General features: G+C 41.5%; 18 protein-coding genes, 1 tRNA gene and 1 pseudogene. 14 read left to right on the top strand and 6 right to left on the bottom strand.

Annotated features, from left to right (window positions below; all coding sequences use genetic code 11):
* Nucleotides 1-475 precede the first annotated feature (475 nt).
* Nucleotides 476-548: transfer RNA gene (locus OCV82_RS14820), tRNA-Phe, on the bottom strand.
* A gap of 315 nt (nucleotides 549-863) precedes the next feature.
* On the opposite strand from OCV82_RS14820, the gene rimP reads away from it, so the two are divergent.
* The 8 genes from rimP (at nucleotide 864) to OCV82_RS14780 (ending at nucleotide 11,263) form a co-directional block, all read left to right on the top strand.
* The gene (gene rimP / locus OCV82_RS14815) at nucleotides 864-1,331 is read left to right on the top strand and encodes a ribosome assembly cofactor RimP (protein WP_154045127.1); all 468 of its coding nucleotides are present in this window, start codon (nucleotides 864-866) and stop codon (nucleotides 1,329-1,331) included.
* Between the two features lie 4 nt (nucleotides 1,332-1,335).
* Nucleotides 1,336-2,589: a transcription termination factor NusA gene (gene nusA, locus OCV82_RS14810; RefSeq protein ID WP_154045126.1), complete on the top strand. Its 1,254-nt coding sequence runs from the start codon at nucleotides 1,336-1,338 to the stop codon at nucleotides 2,587-2,589.
* 107 nt (nucleotides 2,590-2,696) lie between these two features.
* Nucleotides 2,697-5,618: a translation initiation factor IF-2 gene (infB, locus tag OCV82_RS14805; RefSeq protein ID WP_154045125.1), complete on the top strand. Its 2,922-nt coding sequence runs from the start codon at nucleotides 2,697-2,699 to the stop codon at nucleotides 5,616-5,618.
* 124 nt (nucleotides 5,619-5,742) lie between these two features.
* Nucleotides 5,743-6,282 carry a CvpA family protein gene (locus OCV82_RS14800; RefSeq protein ID WP_154045124.1) on the top strand — a complete coding sequence of 180 codons (540 nt, stop codon included), beginning with the start codon at nucleotides 5,743-5,745 and terminating at the stop codon, nucleotides 6,280-6,282.
* Between the two features lie 6 nt (nucleotides 6,283-6,288).
* Nucleotides 6,289-7,740, top strand: a complete 1,452-nt coding sequence (gene sufB, locus OCV82_RS14795; protein WP_154045123.1) for a Fe-S cluster assembly protein SufB — start codon at nucleotides 6,289-6,291, stop codon at nucleotides 7,738-7,740.
* Between the two features lie 52 nt (nucleotides 7,741-7,792).
* On the top strand, nucleotides 7,793-8,545 hold the full coding sequence (sufC, locus tag OCV82_RS14790; protein WP_154045122.1) for a Fe-S cluster assembly ATPase SufC: 753 nt from the start codon (nucleotides 7,793-7,795) through the stop codon (nucleotides 8,543-8,545).
* 15 nt (nucleotides 8,546-8,560) lie between these two features.
* The gene (sufD, locus tag OCV82_RS14785) at nucleotides 8,561-9,925 is read left to right on the top strand and encodes a Fe-S cluster assembly protein SufD (protein WP_154045121.1); all 1,365 of its coding nucleotides are present in this window, start codon (nucleotides 8,561-8,563) and stop codon (nucleotides 9,923-9,925) included.
* Nucleotides 9,926-10,045: 120 nt separating this feature from the next.
* Entirely contained in the window at nucleotides 10,046-11,263 is a 1,218-nt protein-coding gene (locus tag OCV82_RS14780; protein WP_154045120.1) for an aminotransferase class V-fold PLP-dependent enzyme, read from the top strand.
* 84 nt (nucleotides 11,264-11,347) lie between these two features.
* Here OCV82_RS14780 and OCV82_RS14775 read toward each other — a convergent pair whose 3' ends face one another.
* Entirely contained in the window at nucleotides 11,348-11,845 is a 498-nt protein-coding gene (locus OCV82_RS14775) for an NUDIX hydrolase (RefSeq protein ID WP_154045119.1), read from the bottom strand.
* A 44-nt stretch (nucleotides 11,846-11,889) separates the two neighbouring features.
* Nucleotides 11,890-13,107 carry an S-adenosylmethionine:tRNA ribosyltransferase-isomerase gene (locus tag OCV82_RS14770; protein WP_154045118.1) on the bottom strand — a complete coding sequence of 406 codons (1,218 nt, stop codon included), beginning with the start codon at nucleotides 13,105-13,107 and terminating at the stop codon, nucleotides 11,890-11,892.
* A gap of 97 nt (nucleotides 13,108-13,204) precedes the next feature.
* On the opposite strand from OCV82_RS14770, the gene OCV82_RS14765 reads away from it, so the two are divergent.
* From OCV82_RS14765 to OCV82_RS14755, 3 genes are read left to right on the top strand one after another with little or no spacing between them, the layout of a single operon-like run.
* Nucleotides 13,205-14,266, top strand: a complete 1,062-nt coding sequence (locus OCV82_RS14765) for a DUF2027 domain-containing protein (protein ID WP_154045117.1) — start codon at nucleotides 13,205-13,207, stop codon at nucleotides 14,264-14,266.
* 59 nt (nucleotides 14,267-14,325) lie between these two features.
* A complete protein-coding gene (locus OCV82_RS14760) occupies nucleotides 14,326-14,736 on the top strand; it encodes a PaaI family thioesterase (protein WP_154045116.1) in 411 nt (136 codons plus the stop codon).
* Nucleotides 14,736-16,091, top strand: a complete 1,356-nt coding sequence (locus OCV82_RS14755) for an MATE family efflux transporter (RefSeq protein WP_154045115.1) — start codon at nucleotides 14,736-14,738, stop codon at nucleotides 16,089-16,091. The genes OCV82_RS14760 and OCV82_RS14755 overlap by 1 nt, the downstream gene beginning before the upstream one ends.
* 77 nt (nucleotides 16,092-16,168) lie before the next feature.
* On the opposite strand, the gene OCV82_RS14750 is transcribed toward OCV82_RS14755, so the two are convergent.
* Complete coding sequence (locus tag OCV82_RS14750; protein ID WP_154045114.1) at nucleotides 16,169-17,164, bottom strand: DUF4435 domain-containing protein; 996 nt, start codon at nucleotides 17,162-17,164, stop codon at nucleotides 16,169-16,171.
* A gap of 12 nt (nucleotides 17,165-17,176) precedes the next feature.
* Nucleotides 17,177-18,001 carry an AAA family ATPase gene (locus tag OCV82_RS14745; protein ID WP_154045113.1) on the bottom strand — a complete coding sequence of 275 codons (825 nt, stop codon included), beginning with the start codon at nucleotides 17,999-18,001 and terminating at the stop codon, nucleotides 17,177-17,179.
* A 128-nt stretch (nucleotides 18,002-18,129) separates the two neighbouring features.
* Between OCV82_RS14745 and OCV82_RS14740 the strand changes: the two genes are divergently transcribed.
* The 3 genes and pseudogenes from OCV82_RS14740 to OCV82_RS14730 all read left to right on the top strand — a co-directional run.
* Entirely contained in the window at nucleotides 18,130-19,050 is a 921-nt protein-coding gene (locus OCV82_RS14740; protein WP_154045112.1) for a DMT family transporter, read from the top strand.
* Nucleotides 19,051-19,063: 13 nt separating this feature from the next.
* Nucleotides 19,064-20,950, top strand: coding sequence for an AAA domain-containing protein (locus tag OCV82_RS14735; protein WP_154045111.1), 1,887 nt, complete (start codon nucleotides 19,064-19,066; stop codon nucleotides 20,948-20,950).
* 551 nt (nucleotides 20,951-21,501) lie between these two features.
* Nucleotides 21,502-22,023 (top strand): annotated as a pseudogene (locus tag OCV82_RS14730) (DUF4121 family protein); the annotation flags it as partial.
* Between the two features lie 367 nt (nucleotides 22,024-22,390).
* On the opposite strand, the gene OCV82_RS14725 reads toward OCV82_RS14730, so the two are convergent.
* A partial coding sequence (locus OCV82_RS14725) for a vWA domain-containing protein (protein ID WP_262543840.1) occupies nucleotides 22,391-23,119 on the bottom strand: 729 nt, incomplete at its 5' end.

The following is a 23,119-nucleotide window of genomic DNA, read 5'->3' as shown; positions in this document are numbered from 1 at the left end:
TACTGCATATTGTGGGAGAGTAGGTAGTCGCCGTCTTAGAAAGAGAGATCCTCGAGGTAGAGATACTTCGGGGATTTTTTGCGTTTATACGGTTTAGACTTTCTCTGCACGAAGGTTGCGGATGAACAACGGAAAAAACGATAGATGTCATTACGGTAAAAAAATTACGAGAATACATAATAAGCAGACTGTTCCAATCTAAAAATTTAATATGCGTCTGTATGATGTGGTAATAATAAATCATATATAGAATACTGAGAAATACTGATTTCGCAGTTTCATACGGATAATAAGCCGCAAAACCGTATATTTGCAAAAAACAGTGATGCTTATGTAATGATGTATGGTCTTCCGTTTTTACGTAGATCCCCTATTTTGAATCGAAACAATATTTTTTTTGCTTGTCTGGGGAAAACAAAAAATCCCGATTTCGCTTGGAAATCAGGATTTTAATGTCTTTTGCTTTTCTTCAAAGTGGTGCCACCAGGAATCGAACCGGGGACACAAGGATTTTCAGTCCTTTGCTCTACCAACTGAGCTATGGCACCGTTATTTCTCGTTTGCGGTTGCAAAGGTACGCATTTTATTTTAATATGCAAACATTTTGCGTAAAAAAATACTTTATAATTTCATTTATATAAAATAATAGGTGGGATATGGGCTTTATAAGGTTTACAAATCTATGGTAAGTACCATATTTATAAGTGAAATATTTGTGAATATAAAAGATTATGAACTAGTAAATGAATAAAAAAAGTATTAATATTTTGTAGTGCAATATAATATTTATATCTTTGCGTGCGATATGGATGAAAGGTGGAGGGGCAATTAAGCTCCTCTTTTTTGTTCTTAAAATATTACCAATGATAGATAAAAACGTAGTAACCGGTATTGTATTACAGTGGCTGGAAGGTAAGGATTATTTTCTGGTGGACGTAACTGTCAGTCCTGATGACAAGATAGTAGTTGAAATAGACCATGCTGAAGGGGTTTGGATTGACGATTGTGTTGAATTGAGCAGATACATAGAATCAAATCTCAACAGGGATGAGGAAGACTATGAGTTGGAGGTAGGATCGGCTGGTATTGGGCAGCCTTTTAAAGTTCTCCAGCAATATGTCATTCATAAAGGAAAAGAAGTTGAGGTGTTGACAAATGATGGTAAAAAGTACAAGGGAGTACTTACAGATGTCGATGACTCAAAATTCACTCTTACAGTACAGACTAAAATTAAACCGGAAGGAAGTAAGCGCCCCAAATTGGTGGATCAGTTGATTACATTCACTTATGACGAAATAAAGTACACAAAATATTTAATTAGCTTCAAATAATATTATGGCCAAGAAAGAGGAAACTGTAAGCTTGATTGACACGTTTTCGGAGTTCAAGGAGCTGAAGAACATTGACCGCACCACGATGGTGGGAGTTTTGGAAGAATCGTTCCGTAGTGTTATTGCCAAAATGTTCGGTTCGGATGAGAATTATGATGTTATAGTTAATCCTGACAAGGGTGATTTTGAAATTTGGCGTAACCGTGAGGTAGTGGCTGACGAAGATTTCAATAACCCAAACAGACAAATTTCGCTTACAGAAGCAAGAAAAATAGATGCTTCTTATGAAGTGGGAGAAGAAGTTACGGATGAAGTCATTTTTGAAAAGTTCGGACGTAGAGCTATTTTGAATCTTAGACAGACCTTAGCTTCAAAAATACTTGAATTGGAAAAGGATAGTCTGTATAATAAATATATAGAACAGGTAGGAAAAGTAGTCAGTGCAGAAGTATATCAGATCTGGAAGAAAGAAATCCTTATGCTTGATGACGAAGGCAACGAGCTGCTTTTGCCAAAGACTGAACAGATACCTGGAGATTTCTATAGAAAAGGTGAAACAGCCCGTGCCGTTGTAGCAAGAGTTGATAATAGAAATAATAATCCAAAGATTATTTTGAGCCGTACTTCTCCAGTCTTCTTGCAGAGATTGTTCGAACAGGAAGTTCCTGAAATCAATGATGGTATCATTACTATCAAGAAGATTGCCCGAATTCCTGGTGAAAGAGCAAAAATTGCAGTGGAATCATATGATGAAAGAATAGATCCGGTTGGCGCATGTGTAGGAGTAAAAGGTTCCAGAATACACGGTATAGTACGTGAATTGCGTAATGAGAATATAGACGTTATTAACTATACATCAAATATACAGTTGTTTATTCAGCGTGCTTTAAGCCCTGCAAAGATATCTTCAATCGTAATGCATGAAGATGAAAAACGAGCAGAGGTTTATTTGAAGCCTGAAGAAGTATCTTTGGCCATAGGTAAGGGCGGTATGAATATTAAACTTGCCAGTATGCTTACTGAATATACCATTGATGTCTATCGTGAACTTGATGAAAATGCAATGGAGGATGATATTTATCTTGATGAATTTAAAGATGAAATTGACGAATGGGTTATCAATGCTATTAAGAGCATAGGTATCGATACAGCCAAAGGTGTATTGAACGCTCCGAGGGAAATGCTTATTGAAAAAGCTGACCTTGAGGAGAATACTGTAGATGATGTGTTGCGTATTTTGAAGGCGGAGTTTGAATAATAATGAACTTATAATAAAGAATGTGCAGGTTTTGCTTGTTCATTCTTTATTTTATTGAATGCCTGTTCTGCCTTAATTATTTTTTTTTAATCCTTAATTTAACTGATATGACGATAAGACTTAATAAAGTAGCAAGAGATTTGAATGTAGGGATAGCAACAGCTGTTGACTTCTTGCAGAAAAAAGGATACAGTGTAGAAGCTAATCCTAATACAAAAATTACAGAAGAACAGTATGCAGAACTGGTAAAAGAGTTCAATAAAGACAAGGATTTGAAGATTAAATCTGAGAAGATTATTCAAGAACGCCAGAATAAAGAGAAAAATAAGGCTTCGGTTTCTATCGACGACATCGCAGATGATGTAGTCAAAGCGGAGACTGTAGCAGCCGAAGAGGTGCGTCAAAAATTCAAACCGATAGGTAAGATTGATTTGGACAGCCTCAATAAAAGGAAAAGTAAGCCATCTATGCCGGAACCTACCAAGAACGAAGCTGGCAATAGTGTAGAGACTGAAAATATAGTTAAGGAGGAAGTTAAGGCGGAACCTGTAGTTGAAACTGTAAATAAAGAAGAACCGCAAGAACAGAAACCTGTAGTAATTGAAGAAAAAGAAACCAAACAGAAGGATGCTAATGCAGACGAAGTGACTAATAAGCCGATGGAAGAAAAAAAAGAAGAAGCTGAAAAATTAGTGAATGACCTGAAAAATGATGACGAGGTCTTTAAAATACGTCCTACAGAGTTTAAATCAAAGATTAATGTTGTCGGCCAGATAGACTTGGCTGCACTTAACCAGTCAACACGCCCTAAAAAGAAATCGAAAGAAGAAAAGCGTAAGGAAAGGGAAGAAAAGGATAAGATGCGTCAGGAACAGCGTAAGCAGATGAAAGATGCTATTATCAAGGAAATACGCAAGAGTGATGAGAAATCAGAAAAAGGCGGACAGGATGACGGGTCTAAGAAGAAGAAACGTAACAGAATAAATAAAGAACGTGTAGATATTTACAGCACTCAGGCTACTCAGCCTCACGGAGCTAATCCAAAAGGTGAGAAATCCGGAAAGAACCAGGGTGGAGGCAAGAATGCTGGTAAGGATAAATTCAAGAAACCTGTTGTTAAACAAGAAGTTAGTGATGAAGATGTTGCTAAACAGGTGAAGGAAACTCTTGCACGTCTTACAAATAAAGGTAAAAATAAAGCTGCTAAATACCGTAAGGAGAAACGTGAAAGTATCCAGAACCGTCAGATGGAGCAGGAAGAACTTGAAATGGAAGAGAGCAAAGTGCTTAAACTTACAGAGTTCGTTACTGCAAATGAGCTTGCCAATATGATGGATATATCTGTTACTCAGGTTATCTCTACATGTATGAGCGTTGGTATTATGGTTTCCATCAACCAGCGTCTTGATGCTGAGACTATTAATCTGGTGGCTGAAGAGTTCGGATACAAAACAGAATATGTAAGTGCAGAAGTAGCACAGGCTATTGAAGAAGAAGCCGATGCTGAAGAAGATCTGCAGCCACGTGCTCCAATCGTTACTGTGATGGGACACGTTGACCACGGTAAGACATCTTTGCTTGACTATATACGTAAGGCTAATGTAATTGCCGGTGAAGCAGGTGGTATCACTCAGCACATTGGTGCTTATAATGTGAAGTTGGATGACGGACGTCGTATCACATTCCTTGATACTCCGGGACATGAGGCATTTACTGCGATGCGTGCCCGTGGTGCTAAGGTTACTGACGTTGTAATCATTATCGTTGCTGCCGATGATAACGTGATGCCTCAGACTAAGGAAGCAATAAATCACGCTATGGCTGCCGGAGTACCTATCGTATTTGCAATCAATAAGGTGGATAAGCCTAATGCTAATCCTGACAAGATAAAAGAAGAACTTGCCAACATGAACTTCCTTGTTGAAGAATGGGGAGGAAAATACCAGTCGCAGGATATCTCTGCAAAGACAGGTCTTGGTGTTAAAGATTTGTTGGAAAAAGTATTGCTTGAAGCTGAAATGCTTGACCTTAAAGCAAATCCTAACCGTAAGGCAACAGGTTCTATCATTGAATCTTCTTTGGATAAGGGACGTGGATATGTAGCTACGGTTCTTGTGTCTAACGGTACATTGCATGTGGGTGATATCGTATTGGCAGGTACATCATACGGTAAGGTTAAGGCTATGTTCAACGAACGTAACCAGCGTATGAAAGAAGCAGGTCCTGCAGAACCAGTATTGATACTTGGTCTTAACGGTGCTCCTGCTGCAGGTGATACATTCCACGTATTTGATACAGACCAGGAAGCTCGTGAAATTGCCAATAAGCGTGAACAGCTGGCCCGTGAACAGGGATTGCGTACACAGAAGATGCTTACTCTTGATGAAGTTGGACGTCGTCTTGCATTGGGAGACTTCCATGAACTTAATATCATCGTTAAGGGTGACGTTGACGGTTCTGTAGAAGCATTGAGCGACTCACTTATCAAGTTGTCAACAGAACAGATACAGGTTAATGTTATACATAAGGGAGTTGGTCAGATCTCAGAATCAGACGTTTCATTGGCTGCTGCTTCCGATGCTATCATCGTTGGTTTCCAGGTACGTCCTTCAAGCAATGCTGCCAAACTTGCAGAACAGGAAGGTGTGGATATACGTAAGTATTCTATCATTTATGACGCTATCGAAGAAGTCAAGGCCGCAATGGAAGGTATGCTTGCTCCTACATTGAAAGAACAGGTTACTGCAACTATCGAAGTTCGCGAAGTGTTCAATATCAGCAAGGTTGGACAGGTTGCCGGAGCTATGGTCAAGACAGGTAAGGTTAAACGTACTGACAAGGCTCGCCTTATCCGCGATGGTATTGTAGTATTTACAGGTTCTATCAATGCCTTGAAACGCTTCAAGGATGATGTCAAGGAAGTAGGTACAAACTTCGAATGTGGTATCAGCCTCACTAACTGTAATGATATTAAAGTGGGTGACATTATCGAAACTTACGAAGAAGTAGAAGTAAAACAGACACTATAATAACAGTTTTTCAGAGTGAAAAGTGAGGAATGAAAAAGGCACTTCTGTCAGGTTCATTCTTCATTTTTCATTCTTTGTTTATAAACTCTCCATCTTTATTGTTTCAAAAAAAACATCTAAAGTAATGATTCTTGAAGCTTTGCCTTTTAATTTAAGTGTTTTGGATTGGATAATTATAGCCATTATAGCCCTTGGGGTGGTGTTTGGATTTATGAAGGGAGCGGTAAAACAGGCTGCTACCATAGTTGGACTCATAGCTGGATTGCTTCTGGCACGTGCTCTGTTCTCGCAATTGGGAGAGAAGTTGGCTGTAGAACTGGGGACAACGGTTTCAGTGGCACAAGTCATAGCTTTTTTTATGATCTGGATACTGGTTCCCGTAGTGTTTCTCATATTGGCTTCCATGCTTACCAAGGCTTTGGAGATAGTCCATCTCGGGATAGTAAACAGATTGTTGGGGGCGTTGCTAGGAGCGTTGAAATATGCCTTCATCGTAAGCCTTGCCATAAGCTTTTTAGAATATATTGACAGTAAAGATGAACTTATAAATCGAACAGTTAAGCAGTCTTCTTTGTTATATTATCCGGTAAAGGAACTTTCAGGTCTCTTTATACCGACATTAAAAAATGTGACAAATGAGATTATTCAAACAGATATAATATAATTACATATGCAAGAAGAACCTAATAAATATGTAAAGGAACTGACGCAGGAGAAATATAAATATGGTTTCACTACCGATGTTCATACAGATATAATAGAAAAAGGACTTAATGAGGATGTCGTTCGTCTGATTTCTGAAAAGAAGGGTGAACCTGAGTGGCTTCTTGAATTCCGCCTTAAGGCATACCGTCACTGGCTGACACTTGAGATGCCTACATGGGCACATCTTGACATTCCTGAGATTGATTATCAGGCAATATCATATTATGCCGATCCTACAAAGAAGAAAGAAGGACCAAAATCTATGGAAGAAGTCGATCCGGAACTCTTGAAAACATTCAATAAGCTTGGTATTCCATTGGAAGAGCAGATGGCATTGAGTGGTATGGCTGTAGATGCCGTAATGGACTCAGTGTCTGTCAAGACCACTTTCAAGGAAACACTTATGGAGAAGGGTATTATCTTCTGTTCCATGAGTGAGGCTGTAAGAGAGCATCCTGACTTGGTGAAGAAATATCTTGCCTCGGTTGTTGGCTATCGTGATAATTTCTTTGCGGCTCTTAATTCTGCTGTTTTCAGCGACGGGTCGTTCGTATATATTCCTAAGGGAGTACGTTGCCCTATGGAACTTTCAACATATTTCCGTATCAATGCTGCCAATACAGGTCAGTTTGAAAGGACACTGATTGTTGCCGATGATGACAGTTATGTTTCATACCTTGAAGGGTGTACTGCTCCTATGCGCGATGAAAACCAGTTGCATGCTGCAATTGTTGAAATCGTAGTAATGGATCGTGCTGAAGTGAAATACTCTACCGTACAGAACTGGTATCCTGGTGATGCCGAAGGAAAGGGTGGTGTCTATAACTTTGTAACAAAACGTGGTATCTGTAAAGGTAATGACAGCAAGCTTTCATGGACACAGGTTGAAACAGGTTCTGCCATCACATGGAAATATCCAAGCTGTATTCTTGCCGGTGATAATTCAACTGCCGAGTTCTATTCTGTAGCTGTAACAAACAATTACCAGCAGGCCGATACGGGAACTAAGATGATACACCTAGGAAAGAACACTCGTTCAACTATCGTAAGTAAAGGTATCAGTGCCGGAAAGAGCCAGAACTCATACCGTGGACTTGTACGTGTGGCAGAAAGAGCTGATAATGCGCGTAACTATAGCCAGTGTGACTCTCTGCTGCTTGGCAGCAAGTGCGGTGCACATACATTCCCATATATGGATGTACATAATGAAACTGCTATAGTAGAGCACGAAGCCACTACATCAAAGATTTCTGAAGACCAGTTGTTCTATTGTAACCAGCGAGGTATAACTACCGAGGATGCCATAGGACTTATTGTGAACGGATATGCAAAAGAAGTTATAAATAAGCTTCCTATGGAGTTTGCTGTTGAGGCTCAGAAGCTTCTGTCAGTATCGCTCGAAGGAAGTGTGGGATAATTTATTAGTTTTTAATATGACTAAAAACTAACAACTCAAAACTTATATACATATGTTAGAGATAAAAGACTTACATGCCAATATTAACGGCAAAGAGATATTGAAAGGTATTAACCTTACTGTAAAGCCGGGTGAGGTTCATGCCATAATGGGACCTAACGGCTCTGGTAAAAGTACATTGAGTAATGTGCTTGTCGGACATCCTGCATACGAAGTAACAAAAGGTTCTGTTACATTCCTTGGCAAAGACCTGCTTAGTCTTAAGCCTGAAGACCGCAGCCACGAAGGATTGTTCCTATCATTCCAGTATCCTGTAGAGATTCCTGGAGTAAGCATGGTAAACTTTATGCGTGCCGCAGTTAACGAGCAGCGTAAATACAAAGGTCTGCCTGCACTTACTGCAAGTGAATTCTTGAAACTGATGAGACAGAAACGTGAAATCGTTGAACTTGACAGCAAGCTTGCCAACCGTTCTGTAAACGAAGGATTCTCTGGTGGTGAAAAGAAACGTAACGAGATCTTCCAGATGGCAATGCTCGAACCAAAATTGAGCATCCTTGATGAAACAGACTCAGGTCTTGACATCGACGCTTTGCGTATCGTGGCAGAAGGTGTGAACAAGCTCAAGACTCCTGAAACAAGCTGTATCGTTATTACCCACTACCAGCGTCTGTTGGACTATATCAAACCAGACATCGTACACGTTCTTTACAAAGGACGTATCGTGAAGACTGCAGGTCCTGAACTTGCACTCGAACTCGAAGAGAAGGGTTATGACTGGATTAAGAAAGAATTGGGAGAGTAAAGAGACGAAAAAAACATGAAAGCAGAACAACAATATATAGACCTTTTCACCCAATGTGAAGCCATGATATGCCGCTACAGCTCAGATGTGCTTAACGCTCCGCGTGCCAAGGCATTTGCCGATTTTGAGGCAGCAGGATTTCCTTCACAGAAGGTTGAAAAGTACAAATATACGGATGTCGCAAAGTTCTTTGCACCGGACTACGGATTGAACCTTAACCGCCTGGAGATACCGGTAAATCCGTATGAAGTGTTCAAGTGCGATGTTCCTAATATGAGCACTTCGCTTTATTTCGTGGTTAACGATACATTCGATACACACGACAATCCTGCCGCACAGCTTCCAGCCGGAGTTCTTTTCGGAAGCCTGAAAGATGTGGCAAAGGAAAATCCTGAACTGGTGAAGAAATACTATTCACAGTTGGCTGACACATCTAAAGACAGTGTTACTGCATTCAACACAATGTTTGCACAGGATGGTGTGTTCATGTATGTTCCTAAGAATGTAGTATTGGATAGACCTATACAGTTGGTCAATATTCTTCGTGCAGATGTAAACTTCATGGTAAATCGCCGTGTAGTTATAGTCCTTGAAGACGGTGCACAGGCCAAACTGTTGGTTTGCGACCATGCAATGGACGATGTGAATTTCCTTTCAACACAGGTTGTGGAAATCTTTGTAGGCGAGAATGCCTATTTCGATTTGTACGAACTCGAGGAAACTCATAACTCTACTGTACGTTTCAGCAATTTGTATGTACATCAGGAAGCGAACAGCAATGTATTGCTTAACGGTATGACACTTCATAACGGAACGACACGTAATACATCAGAAGTAACCCTTGCAGGTAAGGGTGCAGAAATCACCCTTTGCGGAATGGCAATTGCCGACAAGAACGAGCAGGTAGATAACAATACATTCATCGATCATAAGGCTTCTGACTGTACAAGTACTGAACTCTTCAAGTATGTACTTGACGATCAGGCAGTAGGTGCATTTGCAGGTAAAGTACTTGTTCGTGAAGGTGCCCAGCGTACAAATTCACAGCAGACAAACAGTAATATATGTGCAACCCGCGAAGCACGTATGTTTACACAGCCACAGCTTGAGATTTATGCTGACGACGTGAAATGTTCTCACGGGGCTACCGTAGGACAGCTTGACGAAAACGCATTATTCTATATGCAGCAGCGTGGTATCAGCCTGAAGGAAGCACGTCTGTTGTTGATGTTTGCATTCGTCAATGAAGTTATCGACAAGATTCGTATGGAGGCACTAAAAGACCGTTTGCATCTTCTTGTTGAGAAACGATTCCGTGGCGAACTGAACAAGTGTCAGGGATGTGCGATATGTGGTTCAAATAAAAAAGAAACTAATTAATAATTAATAATGAAAAAATTAAAAACGGATGAGTGACATCTGGCTTAATTCTTAATAGGCTCTGTTGTCCGTCTGTTCTTCATTTTTAATTCTTAGTTTTTAATTCTTAATTAGCAAAAAATGTACGATATTCAGAAAATAAGAGAAGACTTCCCGATACTGTCAAGAACAGTATATGGCAAGCCGTTGATATACTTGGACAATGGTGCTACCACACAGAAACCTAAGTGTGTGGTAGATGCAATTGTCGATGAGTATTATTCTGTAAATGCCAATGTACACCGCGGTGTTCATTTCCTTTCACAGCAGGCAACAAATTTGCATGAGGCATCGCGCGAAACTGTGCGTAAGTTTATAAATGCACGCAGCACATCGGAGATAATCTTTACTCGAGGAACAACCGAGAGTATAAATCTCGTAGCTTCATCTTTCACTGATGCCTTCATGAAGGAAGGAGATGAAGTTATAGTTTCGGTTATGGAGCATCACAGCAACATTGTTTCATGGCAGATTCAGGCACTCCGTAAGGGAATTGTTCTGAAAGTTATTCCTATGAACGACCGTGGCGAATTGCTGATTGATGAGTACGAAAAACTGTTTACTCCACGTACAAAGCTTGTTTCCGTAGCCCATGTTTCAAATGTTCTCGGAACAATAAATCCGGTGAAGCAGATTGCTTCAATAGCTCATGCACACAATGTTCCGGTATTGATAGACGGAGCACAGGGTATTCCACACATGAAGGTGGATGTACAGGATATTGATGCCGATTTCTATGTGTTCAGTGCACATAAGATTTATGGTCCTACTGGTATAGGAGTACTTTACGGCAAGGAAGATCTTCTTGACAAGATGCCTCCTTATCAGGGTGGTGGAGAGATGATAAAGAATGTAAGTTTCGAAGGAACAACATTCAATGAACTGCCTTTCAAGTTCGAAGCCGGAACGCCTGATTATGTAGGTTCTACTGCAATGGCAAAAGCGTTGGATTATGTATCTGCCATAGGAATTGATAATATTGCAGCTCATGAACATGAACTTACTGTGTATGCCATGCAGCGTATGAAAGAAATCCCTGGTATGCGTATCTTTGGTGAGGCGGAACATAAGGGAGGAGTTATTTCATTCCTTGTTGGAGATATCCATCATTTCGATATGGGAACATTGCTCGACCGCCTTGGAATAGCAGTCCGCACCGGGCATCATTGTGCCGAACCTCTTATGCGTCGTTTGGGAATAGAGGGAACAGTGCGAGCTTCATTCGGATTATACAACACTAAAGAAGAAGTCGATGCTCTTGTTGCCGGAATAGAAAGGGTAAGCAAGATGTTTGGATAAATGTATTAGTCATAATATGTCAAATGGCGTTTAAACAGCTTTTAAATACTGTTTAAACGCCATTTAAATTATATGGATATTGGATTAAAATCCAAGTCTCTTGAATTCACTTTCGAAATTAGGAGTGAAAACCTCTTTTCCCATGTTTGCCTTAATTTCCTCTATACTCCAGAATCTGCCTCCATCCAGTTCTTCTGAAGGATGTATTTCTCCGTCATATACAGTCTTGTGGGCAAAAACAAGTTCCTTCTCGCGTGATGACTCAAACACGTAGTGAGTAAGAAGTTCAGGATTGAAATCCTCTATTCCGAGCTCTTCCCTTACTTCGCGTTTCAAAGCCATTTCCACACTTTCTCCCAAATCGATATGACCACCAACGGCAGTATCCCATTTTCCCGGCTGTATGTCCTTCCATTCCGGACGTTTCTGTAGATACAGTTCTCCTCGGCTGTTGAAAACATGCAGATGTACCACCGGATGCAGCAGCTTGCTACCACTGTGACACTCACCTCTTGTGGCTGCAGACAGAATGTTTCCATCCTCATCTACTATAGGGAACATTTCTTCGCTATTATCTTTCATATTCCTAATATCTAAAAACTAACAACTAAGAACTAATGACACTGTTACGGAATCAGTAGCGACGAATCACCATAACTCAGGAAACGGAAATCGTGCGACAATGCATAGTCGTAAATCTTTCTCCAGTCGCCTTTCACGAATGCCGAAACCAGGAGTAGCAGAGTGCTTTGTGGCTGGTGGAAGTTTGTAACTATGCGTTTCACAATCTTGTATTCATATCCAGGAGCGATGATTATCTGAGTGCTTGTATGCAGCGCATCCAGATGATTTCTCTCCATATAGTCGAGGATATTTTGCAGAGCCTGAATAGGAGTAATGTTGGTCTCGTTTTCGTATGGCATCCATTGCTTAACATGCAGTTCTTCCTGCGATGCTTCAGGTCTAGACTCTAGGATAACTCCTATATAATACAGACTTTCAATAGTTCTTACTGATGTAGTTCCCACGGCAGTGGTCTCACCGCCATGTTTCAGAAGTTTCTCAATTGTCAGTCTGTTTACGGAGATATATTCCGTGTGCATATCGTGTCCTGCTATTTCCTCACTCTTAACTGGGCGGAAAGTACCGGCTCCCACGTGCAGAGTCACTTCTTCCAGGTCAACTCTCTTGTTTCTCAGTGTGTCAAGCACTCTCTCTGTGAAATGCAATCCAGCTGTTGGCGCAGCTACAGAACCTTTTATCTTTGAATACACAGTCTGGTAAGTCTCCTTGTCGCTTTCCTGTGTCTCGCGGTTCAGGTATGGAGGGATAGGAAGTTCTCCGAACACTTCAAGGATATCAGCAAAAGTCACTTCGCTGTTATCCCAACTGAAGTCTATCCAGTGGCTTGTTCCGTGACATTCACCGCGAGTGGCAGTCAGTGTCAGAGGTTTGCCCTTCACTGTCATTTCTCTGTGCAGCGGACCTTCTTTCCATTTCTTCAGATTACCCACCATGCAGAGCCATGCCGAGTGTTCTGTTTGCTGGAAGTTCAGCACGTAATCGTTTGGCTTTATTGGTTCAAGACAGAATATTTCTATCAGTGCGCCTGTCTCTTTTCTGAAGTGCAGTCTTGCCTGAATAACCTTTGTATTGTTGAAAATCATCAGTGAGCCCGGTTCGATATATTCCGGCAGTGAAGTGAAGACTCTTTCCTCAATTTCGCCGTGATTGTAAACCAGTAGTTTGGAACTGTCGCGTTCTTTCAGCGGGAATTTTGCTATTCTTTCGTCCGGAAGTGGATAGTTGTAATCGCTTATCTTTATGTGTTTTGTTTCTTCCATCTGTGTAGTTTGTTCAATATTTTCTGCAAAAGTATAAAAAACTTTCGTATCTGCTTAAAAGTAACTACTTTTGCTTGAACTATAATACTGAAAGAATATGAAAATAGGAGATAAAGTGCGTTTCCTCAGCGAAGTGGGAGGCGGCATCGTAAGAGGTTTTCAAGGCAAGGATATAGCCTTGGTAGAAGGAGAAGACGGTTTCGAAATTCCTATGTTGATTAAGGAATGTGTTGTTATTCAAACCGATGATTATAATATTCCAATGAAGTCAGTTTCAAAACCTCAGCAGGCGCCTGTAGAGGATGAAGAAGAGGAAGAAGATGACAGACCGATCACGTATCGTGCGCCTGAAATCAGAGGAAACGATGTGCTTAATGTATATCTGGCTTTTGTTCCGCATGATATAAAGGCTATCACAACTACCGGTTTCGATGCATACCTTGTGAACGACAGTAACTATTTCATCGATTATATTTATCTTTCTGCCGAAGGAAAGAGCTGGACATTGAGAAGTCGTGGTACTGTCAAGCCTAATATGAAACAGGCGCTTGAGGAATTCGACAAGAAAGACCTTAACGAGATGGAGCACGTCGCTGTACAGATTATTGCATATAAAGACGACCGTACTTTCCTGCTCAAAAATGCGGTTTCTACAGAAATAAGAATTGATACTGTGAAGTTCTATAAGCTGCATACATTTCAGGAAAATGAGTTCTTCAACGAACCGGCATTGATTTATGATGTTGTGAAAGACGATGAAGAAGCAAAACAGGTATATGTTAATGCCGATGATATAAAGAATGCCATCCTGTCAAAAGGAGAAGAAAACAACGTCCCAAAGAAAGTATTGCGCAAGGAAGAGAAGAAAATCAAAAACGGAATTATTGAAATAGATCTTCATATAGATGCACTTCTAGATGATACAACAGGTATGGGTAATGCGGAAATGCTGAATTATCAGCTTGATGTATTCCGCAAGACTATGGAGGAATACAAGAGAAATACCGGACAGAAGATAGTGTTCATCCACGGAAAGGGCGACGGCGTTCTGCGCAAGGCGTTGCTTGAAGAGCTTAAACGTAAGTACAGAACATGCCTAAGTCAGGATGCTTCGTTCCGCGAATATGGCTATGGGGCTACGATGGTGATAATTAAATAATAGTTGTTAGTTCTTGTTTTTTAGTTGTTAGTATTTTAAGAACTTGTAAACTCAAATTTATGAAAACTCTTAAAGATATGCTTTCGCACGACCGCTTCGCTGCTGAGGCGGGCGTGGAACTGCTTGAAGTACGCGAAGGTTATGCCAAGGCACGCATGCTAGTGACGGACAAGCACCTAAATGGTGGAGGAGTGTGTCAGGGAGGAGCCTTGTTCACACTTGCCGACTTGGCTTTTGCGGCAGTGGCAAACAGTCGCAATCTGCTTACTCTTTCGCTTAACGCCAATATCACTTTTCTGCGTGCTGTAAGCAGCGGATATGTATATGCTGAGGCTGTGGAGACATTCAATCATGCCAAGGTACCTTTCATCGAAGTGCGTATAACCGATGAGGAAGGTTGTCCGGTTGCTGTATTCACAAGCTCCGGCTACAGGAAAAAGACTGAACTAAATCTGGAAAGTTTGATGTAATGAATAATCGTTATGAAGAAAGATTGGGTACGGACAGAATGTTACCTTTGGTGTTCCGTATGGCACTGCCTGCCGTAGCTGCCCAGTTTGTAAATCTACTTTATAATATAGTTGACAGAATTTATATAGGACACATCCCCGGTATAGGAACAGAGGCTCTTGCCGGGGTAGGTGTCACTACCTCGATAGTAATACTCATATCATCGTTTTCGTCTATAGTAGGTGCCGGCGGTGCTCCTCTTGCAGCCATGGCTTTAGGTCAGGGCGACCGAGAGAGGGCCGGACGCATATTGGGAAACGGTTTTATGATGCTTATTCTTTTCACTATCATCACATCGCTGATAGCTTACATCTTCATGGAACCTATTCTTCTACTCACCGGAGCATCCGAAAGGACACTGCCGTTTGCAGAAGATTATCTTTCTGTCTATTTGCTTGGTACGCTATTCGTAGAGATATCCACAGGCCTTACTACATTTATAAACTCACAGGGAAGACCTGCCATAGCAATGTGGTCGGTAGTGATAGGTGCATTACTGAATATCATTCTTGACCCTATATTCATTTTCACTCTTGATATGGGGGTAAAGGGAGCTGCTATAGCGACAGTCCTTTCGCAAGCTGTGAGTGCCATCTGGGTGTTGCGTTTCCTTACTTCACGTTCGGCATCACTTCCGCTTGAACGAAGGTATATGAGACTTCAGAAGAAGATTGTCCTTTCTGTTGTCGCTCTTGGCGTATCACCTTTTATTATGGCTAGTACTGAGAGTCTTGTAGGTTTTGTATTAAACGGAAGTCTGAAACATTTTGGTGATATCTATGTCAGTGCACTTGCCATAATGCAGAGTGCCATGCAGTTTGCCAGTGTTCCGCTTGTAGGGTTTGCTCAGGGATTTATCCCGGTTGTGAGCTATAACTACGGTCATGCCAACAAAGACCGTGTGAAGCAATGTTTCAGGATAGTTGTAACATTCATGTTCGGTTTCAACTTTCTGCTGATACTCTTTATGATACTATGCCCTCACCTGGTGGCATCTGTATTTACAGAAGATGAGGTTCTGATAGAAACAGTGTCGCATATCATGCCTCTGTTCCTTGCCGGAATGTCTATTTTCGGTCTGCAGCGTGCATGTCAGAACATGTTCGTAGCTTTGGGGCAGGCTAAGATTTCCATTTTCATAGCCTTGTTGAGAAAGGTTATCCTTCTCGTTCCTTTAGCCTTGATATTGCCTCATTTCTGGGGAGTGGAAGGAATATTCGCTGCCGAAGCGATTTCGGATGCGACGGCTGCTGTGTGCTGTACTGCCTTGTTTGCATGGCAGTTCCCAAAGATATTATCTCGTATAAAAGGATAATTGTAGAAGTTCTTAAAGATAATTGGCGTAACACGTATGTGTTATACCAATTGAAACGATTTTTTTATAAAGTCTTTTCAAATCCTTTTCAAAAGCTTTTCAACATCGGCACGAATTTTGGCATATAGCGGTGAATTCTTGTAGTTGACATTTTTGTGTATCACCACTTCCACACCAATTTGTGAACGTTGATAGTTCGTCAGTTCGTTATGAAGCTGTAGGCTATGTAGGGCAAGGTCATGGATTTGTTGTTCACGCTCTCTCCTTAGTACTGTACATACAGGAATAAGAAGGCGGAGAACAACGTTGTCCATTATATGATGTCCCTGTATAAACATATATGTGCTGTCGGAAGTTACTCCAAGTGTGGGTAACTCTCTTTTTAAATCTTCTATTTCCTGTCTGGCTTCAGGATGCCTGCGTTCAAGATCGTGAAGCTTTTTCTCCACTTTTTTTGCCATATGTTCAAGGCTGCGTTCAGGATAGCGTGTACTTACCTGATCCAGTTTTACGTAAGAACAGAAATCAAGTAGTGAGAATTCGGCAAGAATATGTCTTCTGTAAAACCATACCGACCATATAAAAAGAGGCCATGCTATCTCAGAGTATGCCTTCATGAATGCAGGAAAATCTATCAGCTTATGGTCGTTCAGTGTAGCTGTTACGCATACATCATGCAGACCTTCGGCATAGCAGTGGAAATTCTCTATGGCATAGGCATATGTCTGCAGTACATACGGACATTCTATCATGTAGCGCGATGTGTTGGTACGTCCTTGCAGGAGGTAGTCGTAGTCACTATCTACGCAGGCAATCATGTTTTCACCAAGTTGTTTTCCCAACTGGTTCATTAGTACGGTTTTTTTCCCCTTGGCAAGCGAGCTTTGTGATGGAAGCATGACTTCGAAATAAACCTTGTCGTTTTCATACTCAGAGAGCAGGGCACGCCAGAACGATATGTCGTCATAGCTCTCCACATACGCCACAATCTTCCTTTTTGCATGTTTCGGCTTCAGATTGTTGGCCGCACCTATATATAATGATGAAAGGTTTTCCGTAAGTCGTTTTCCCATAGCCCCTGTTTTTTAATTAGTAGTAATGTCGCTCACTTCGGTCACTGCATCTACCCATCCGTTCATGATGAGTGCCGGAGAATGTGTTGTCAGGATAATCTGGACGTTAGGATTAAGGCTTCTGATGAGTGTTATAAGTCTTTGCTGCCATTCGATGTGGAGCGAAATCTCAGGTTCGTCCATGAACAGTGCGCAGTGTGCGTTGTCCTGCACAAGTACTGTCAGCAGGATGACCAGCATCTGTTTTTCTCCGGACGAAAGTTTGTAAGGGGTCAGGATATCTCCATCCTGTTCGAAAAGAATTTCATTGCTTCTGCGGTTTATCTTCTTTCCTGTCTCGGCAAACAGTTCGTCTATCAGGTCCTGGAATTTTGTTTTGGGCTTTGAAATCTCGGCTGCCATCATCTGCTTTTCAGGATCTCCGCTTGTCAGGAGTTCAATAATTCTGTTGCCGATGTTTACCTGATAGTCCAGGTAGCGTCTTTGTAGCTGGTATAGTTGCCAGTCTAATTCCGTACGTACATCCTGGTCGCCAATCTTTTTCAGCAGTCCGAAATCTATTAGCGGACGGTCGAAACTGCGGATAACGTCGAAAGGTATAAAATCTGCATCCTCCGGACTGAATGTGAATGTCACTATATCCTTTATCCCGTTTGTGAGCTGTACTTCATTGTTCTCGTTCAGTCTTCTCACGGAACTGTTTAGTATGGAACTTTTTCCAATACCGTTCACTCCACTAAGGATATTGACATCTTTTCTCAAATCCCATGCAATGTCTTTTCTGCCCCAGAGGCCTTTTATGACAATACGCTTTATGAACTCGGCTTGTTTCTTCATTTCTTTGTCTTTTATCGTTCTTATCCAACAAATTTAATCAATCTCTTTGAATTAATCAACCGTCATCTGCCAATTTTTCAAATATCTTGTAACTTTGCACAACAAAATAATTTTAAGGTATAAAAGATATGAAGAGTTCTAATCTTAAAGCCCATCTGGCTCTTTTGTTCGCTGCCAGTATGTGGGGACTTATGGCACCTATAGGTAAGGCTGCTATGGAGGCCGGTATTTCCGGACTGGCACTTGCCAATATGCGTATGATAGGTGGTGCGGTATGTTTCTGGATAACATCATTGTTTGTCAGGAAAGAAGAAGTTCCGCCCCGCGATCTTATGTTATTGTTTTTTGCGTCAATGCTTGGTATCGTATGCAATCAGGGATGTTACACTTTCGGTTTGTCGCTTACCTCTCCGGTGGATGCTTCCATCATGACTACCACTATGCCTATCGTGACAATGATACTGGCTGCCATCTTCCTTAAAGAGCCTGTAACTCCGCTTAAAGTCGGTGGTATTCTTTTAGGATCTGTCGGTGCTTTGGCTCTTATCCTCAGTAATGCCGGTGGCAGCGAGAAGGAGGGAAGTGTGTTGGGCGATGTATTGTGTGTAACTGCACAGATAAGCTTTGCTTGCTATCTTACAATATTCAAGAAACTTATATCCAAATACAGTGTGTTTACTCTGATGAAATGGATGTTCAGCTATGCAGCAATATGTTTTATTCCTTTTTCATACAGGGATTTCTCGGAGATGCAGTTTGCCGAGATACCAATGGAGGTATGGATGCAGATAGGATATGTGATACTTTTCGGAACATATTTTGCATATATTCTTATGCTTGTAGGCCAGAAGACACTTCGTCCTACTGTGGTCAGCATGTATAACTATATGCAGCCGGTAGTAGGCTCTAGCGTGGCAATACTGATGGGTATGTCATCGTTCGGATGGGTAAAGGCAATTGCTGCAATATCAATTTTTGCAGGTGTATATCTTGTCACTCAGAGTAAGTCGCGCGCTGAAATGCTAAAGGAAGAATCTTCATCTAAATAATAAGAATCGGTTAATGAAGGAAAAGTCGAATATAGTGTCTCCGGTGCTTTATCTTCAGCATCATTATGAATTGCTTAAGGCGGAATATGAGTATGAAAAAGAACAGTTCCGTCAGCAGACGGAAGTGATGGGTATAGGGCGTAAGGTGAAGCGTGGTATGTGCTGGTATCCTATATCTGTGGGAAGAAGTTACTATAATGCTCTCAATCAGTTTGTGGTGGAGATATTCCGTACTGAGGACAAGGAGATAGAGCACCTTTTTGAGTATGGCCGTCCTGTATGTTTCTTTACTCAGGATGCCGGCGGGCGACTGACATATATGAATTTCGTTGCAACGGTGAATTATGTGGACGAAGACCGTATGGTAGTGATACTTCCCGGACCGGATGCCATGATCGCCTTGCAGAGATATGACGTGCTTGGAGTGCAGCTGTATTTTGACGAGACTTCCTACCGTCTGATGTTTGAAGCATTGAACCGCGTGATAGGTGCAAAGAACAACCGTCTTGCCGAGTTGCGTGATATCTTCCACGGACAGCAGCCTGTATCGGAGTTTTCTTTCAGTCCTATCAGATTTCCGTGGCTTAACCGCACTCAGGAAGAGGCTGTCAACAAGGTACTTCATGCCAAGGATGTGGCTATTGTACACGGGCCTCCGGGAACAGGAAAAACTACAACTCTTGTAGAAGCTATATACGAAACGCTTCACCGTGAAAACCAGGTGATGGTATGTGCGCAGAGTAATATGGCTGTCGATTGGATAAGCGAAAAGCTTGTCGATAGGGGTGTAAGTGTATTAAGAATAGGAAATCCTTCGCGTGTGAATGACAAGATGCTTTCGTTTACATACGAAAGGAAATTTGAATCGCATCCGGATTATTCACAGCTGTGGAGCATAAGAAAGGCTATCCGTGAATTGTATTCAGTAAACCGTAAAGGTGCCGACAGGGAGAGCATCAGACTGAAGATTAATTCTCTGAAAGACCGTGCCACTGAGTTGGAGATAAGGATAAACGAATCATTATTTGCCGAGGCGAGAGTCATATCCTGTACATTGGTGAGCAGTGCGAACCGTGTACTTATTGGTCATAAGTTCGGTACATTGTTTATTGATGAGGCTGCCCAGGCATTGGAGGCTGCATGCTGGATTCCTATTGCCAAGGCTGACCGTGTGATATTGGCGGGCGATCATTGCCAGCTTCCTCCTACAGTGAAAAGCCCTGTGGCATTACGTGGAGGATTGGGACATACACTGATGCAAAGCATAGTGGCAAATAAGCCGCAGGCTGTCTCTCTTCTGAAGGTGCAGTACAGAATGAACAATGAGATAATGCGTTTCTCTTCCGACTGGTTCTATGGCGGAATGTTGCAGTCGGCTCCCGAAGTGAAATATCGCAGTATCCTTGATTTCGATACCCCGATAGAATGGGTAAATACTGAGGGTATGAACTGCAACGAAGAGTTTATAGGCGAGAATTATGGCCGTATAAACAAGCAGGAGGCTGAACTTTCTGTAGGCAAACTGAAGGAGTATATAGAAAAGATAGGCCGCGAACGCTTCCTTGACGAGCGTATAGATGTGGGGGTGATTTCCCCATACAAGGCACAGGTGCAGTATCTCCGTCAGCTGATACGCAAGGATGCATGGTTCAAGCCGTATCGTCAGTTTATTACTGTCAATACCGTAGATGGTTTTCAGGGACAGGAGCGTGATGTAATACTCATAAGTCTTGTAAGAGCCAATGAGGAAGGACAGATTGGCTTCCTCAATGACTTGCGACGAATGAATGTGGCGATAACACGTGCAAGGATGAAACTAATCATTTTGGGAGATGTTGCAACACTGACGAAACATCCTTTCTATAAGAAACTTAACGAGTATATAGAGAGTTTAGTTTGACATATTGTATAAATCGTTAATTATTAACTTGATATAATATTTGCAGAACCTAATGGTTATAAGTCGAAAACGGTGTTTTCACTTTGTAATTCATTAGGTTTTTCGTATATTTGTTGTAATCAGGTAGGTTTTATTTGACTATCAACAGATTGAATAAAACTCGCACGAGAACGGGCAATGGATAAGAAAAAGCCGGACTGTTCCGAACTGCCATATTTCTCATGCTTTCAAATAACTCTTTATCTCACCTGCAAAGATAACATTTCTTTCTGAAAAGGCCATATAAACGGCTGCAATCTTACGGAATAAAAACATATCGGGAAAAACGAGCATACCGTAGCCGAGTCCCCATAACCACAGGCAAAGGTAATTCGTGTTCTTCCCGTACAAGCAAGGCCAAGCCCTTCGGGTTCGTGGAAAAAATCATCCTCGCCCCGGAGGGCTTGCGGTATTTTTTCCCGAAGCCTTGCATGTACGGAACACGACCTTTTTAGGCCTGTAGTTATGGGAACTCCGGCCCCAGAAGCCGGACTAACAAAAAATCAAATGTTATGTTACAGGCAACAAAGAACAGGTACACGGTGGAAACACTCAAGCCACTGAACATTCTGTACGATCATGAACACTGGCTGACACAGCAGGACGTGGATATGGCCAACGGCTATGTGGAACTGATAGAAAGGACACGCTCGGAAAAGACTCCACAGATAGGTGACAGACTCATCTATGTGGACAGATACGGGAAATATTACAGCAATGCCCTTATTGAAAACAATGATGAAGAGAGCGGTCGGATTTCCATCTGTGAAGAACCTTATATTCCCTTTGTATGGGAGCAGGACGCCAATATCCGGCTGAGCGTCAGCGGAGGGGCCTTCCACCATATTGACCCCAAGCAATTGAAATTCGTCAGATGGACGGAAGGTGCATTCAAGGACTGGGGAAACTGCGGAGCGTGTGCCAACGGTGCCGTCACATTCACGGCAAAAGTACCGTTATGGTCCTATTCCGAACCTGATCCGCTCTACGGTGATTTCACCACGGCAACATGGAGACAGTATTATTTGACCAAGGGCATGATCCAACATATCTATCAATAAGCGCAAAAGATGATTCTCGTCCAAAGACTTGATTATATCTTTTATATTTTTACCACTCTTCTTGCAGGAAAGTGCATACATAGTCATCATATTGAAAACACTTTGCTTAACACCATCTCCATTACGGTAGCAAACAGCCAGAGCATCATAAGCTTCAATCTCTCCCAGTCTTGCTTGCTGAATGAGTTTTTCAATTTTAGGATTAGGGACATTTACATCTTGAGATATAGGGTAATGCTCAATATCCATATGTTCCTCACACGATGTACTACATAACAATACTAAGGCACAACATAGTATAAAAAAAATCTTTTGCATAATATTGGGCATTTAATATGAACTATTTTATGGCTTCATCGTCAAAGAAATGTTCATTTGCTTTCTCTGCACTAAAATCCGGTTTCGCCATGCAACAATAAAGACGCTCACGGCTTCTATTTACTCGGTCTGTCATTATCTGAGTCCCGGCAGATGTAGTTTGGAAAGATATGGTATTGGTTATAGAAATAGAGGCTGCCACTTTTTCCACATCCTGATTGGCTCCGATATAAGCAAACACCCATCCTTTCCCTTTTAATTCATCCACTAATGACTTGATTGCTTTACTATTGTACTCACGTGAGGCATTTTCATATCCATCGATAACAACTGTTACAAGGACACGATCATCCTCACCAACTTTAGAACGAATTACATTGAAAGACATCCCCATAGCATCGTACAAAGCAGTACAACAATCAGGGTGATAGGTTTCTGATGTTAACTCTTTAACCTCCTTAGCTGGCACACAATCATATACAGTCTTAACATCATCATTGAATGTTACGAGTGATACAAAATGTTCCTGATTCTCATTCTTTTTTTCAGCAGAACGAATGGTTTGTACCGTTTCATTAACACTGTCAATAGCCTCTTTCTTGATGCTTTGCATCGAACCACTCTCGTCGAGAATGATAAGATTAAAAACTCTTGTTTTGTAAGCATTCAGTAAACCCCGTATGATTAGAACTGGTAAAGCCGGCATAGATTGTCTATTAAAAATTTCGACTTGTCTCTGAAAATGTTGAAG

It is taken from the genome of Bacteroides cellulolyticus (genome assembly GCF_025567135.1).
In the GTDB taxonomy this organism is placed as follows: Bacteria; Bacteroidota; Bacteroidia; order Bacteroidales; family Bacteroidaceae; genus Phocaeicola; species Phocaeicola cellulolyticus.
Note: the sequence above shows the minus strand (reverse complement) of the source record. Positions and strands in the feature narration are given on the sequence as shown.

Coding starts and splice junctions, on each gene's coding strand:
- rimP (WP_154045127.1), top strand. CDS start 864: ATGATAGATAAAAACGTAGTAACCGGTATTGTATTACAGTGGCTGGAA.
- nusA (WP_154045126.1), top strand. CDS start 1,336: ATGGCCAAGAAAGAGGAAACTGTAAGCTTGATTGACACGTTTTCGGAG.
- infB (WP_154045125.1), top strand. CDS start 2,697: ATGACGATAAGACTTAATAAAGTAGCAAGAGATTTGAATGTAGGGATA.
- OCV82_RS14800 (WP_154045124.1), top strand. CDS start 5,743: ATGATTCTTGAAGCTTTGCCTTTTAATTTAAGTGTTTTGGATTGGATA.
- sufB (WP_154045123.1), top strand. CDS start 6,289: ATGCAAGAAGAACCTAATAAATATGTAAAGGAACTGACGCAGGAGAAA.
- sufC (WP_154045122.1), top strand. CDS start 7,793: ATGTTAGAGATAAAAGACTTACATGCCAATATTAACGGCAAAGAGATA.
- sufD (WP_154045121.1), top strand. CDS start 8,561: ATGAAAGCAGAACAACAATATATAGACCTTTTCACCCAATGTGAAGCC.
- OCV82_RS14780 (WP_154045120.1), top strand. CDS start 10,046: ATGTACGATATTCAGAAAATAAGAGAAGACTTCCCGATACTGTCAAGA.
- OCV82_RS14775 (WP_154045119.1), bottom strand. CDS start 11,845: ATGAAAGATAATAGCGAAGAAATGTTCCCTATAGTAGATGAGGATGGA.
- OCV82_RS14770 (WP_154045118.1), bottom strand. CDS start 13,107: ATGGAAGAAACAAAACACATAAAGATAAGCGATTACAACTATCCACTT.
- OCV82_RS14765 (WP_154045117.1), top strand. CDS start 13,205: ATGAAAATAGGAGATAAAGTGCGTTTCCTCAGCGAAGTGGGAGGCGGC.
- OCV82_RS14760 (WP_154045116.1), top strand. CDS start 14,326: ATGAAAACTCTTAAAGATATGCTTTCGCACGACCGCTTCGCTGCTGAG.
- OCV82_RS14755 (WP_154045115.1), top strand. CDS start 14,736: ATGAATAATCGTTATGAAGAAAGATTGGGTACGGACAGAATGTTACCT.
- OCV82_RS14750 (WP_154045114.1), bottom strand. CDS start 17,164: ATGGGAAAACGACTTACGGAAAACCTTTCATCATTATATATAGGTGCG.
- OCV82_RS14745 (WP_154045113.1), bottom strand. CDS start 18,001: ATGAAGAAACAAGCCGAGTTCATAAAGCGTATTGTCATAAAAGGCCTC.
- OCV82_RS14740 (WP_154045112.1), top strand. CDS start 18,130: ATGAAGAGTTCTAATCTTAAAGCCCATCTGGCTCTTTTGTTCGCTGCC.
- OCV82_RS14735 (WP_154045111.1), top strand. CDS start 19,064: ATGAAGGAAAAGTCGAATATAGTGTCTCCGGTGCTTTATCTTCAGCAT.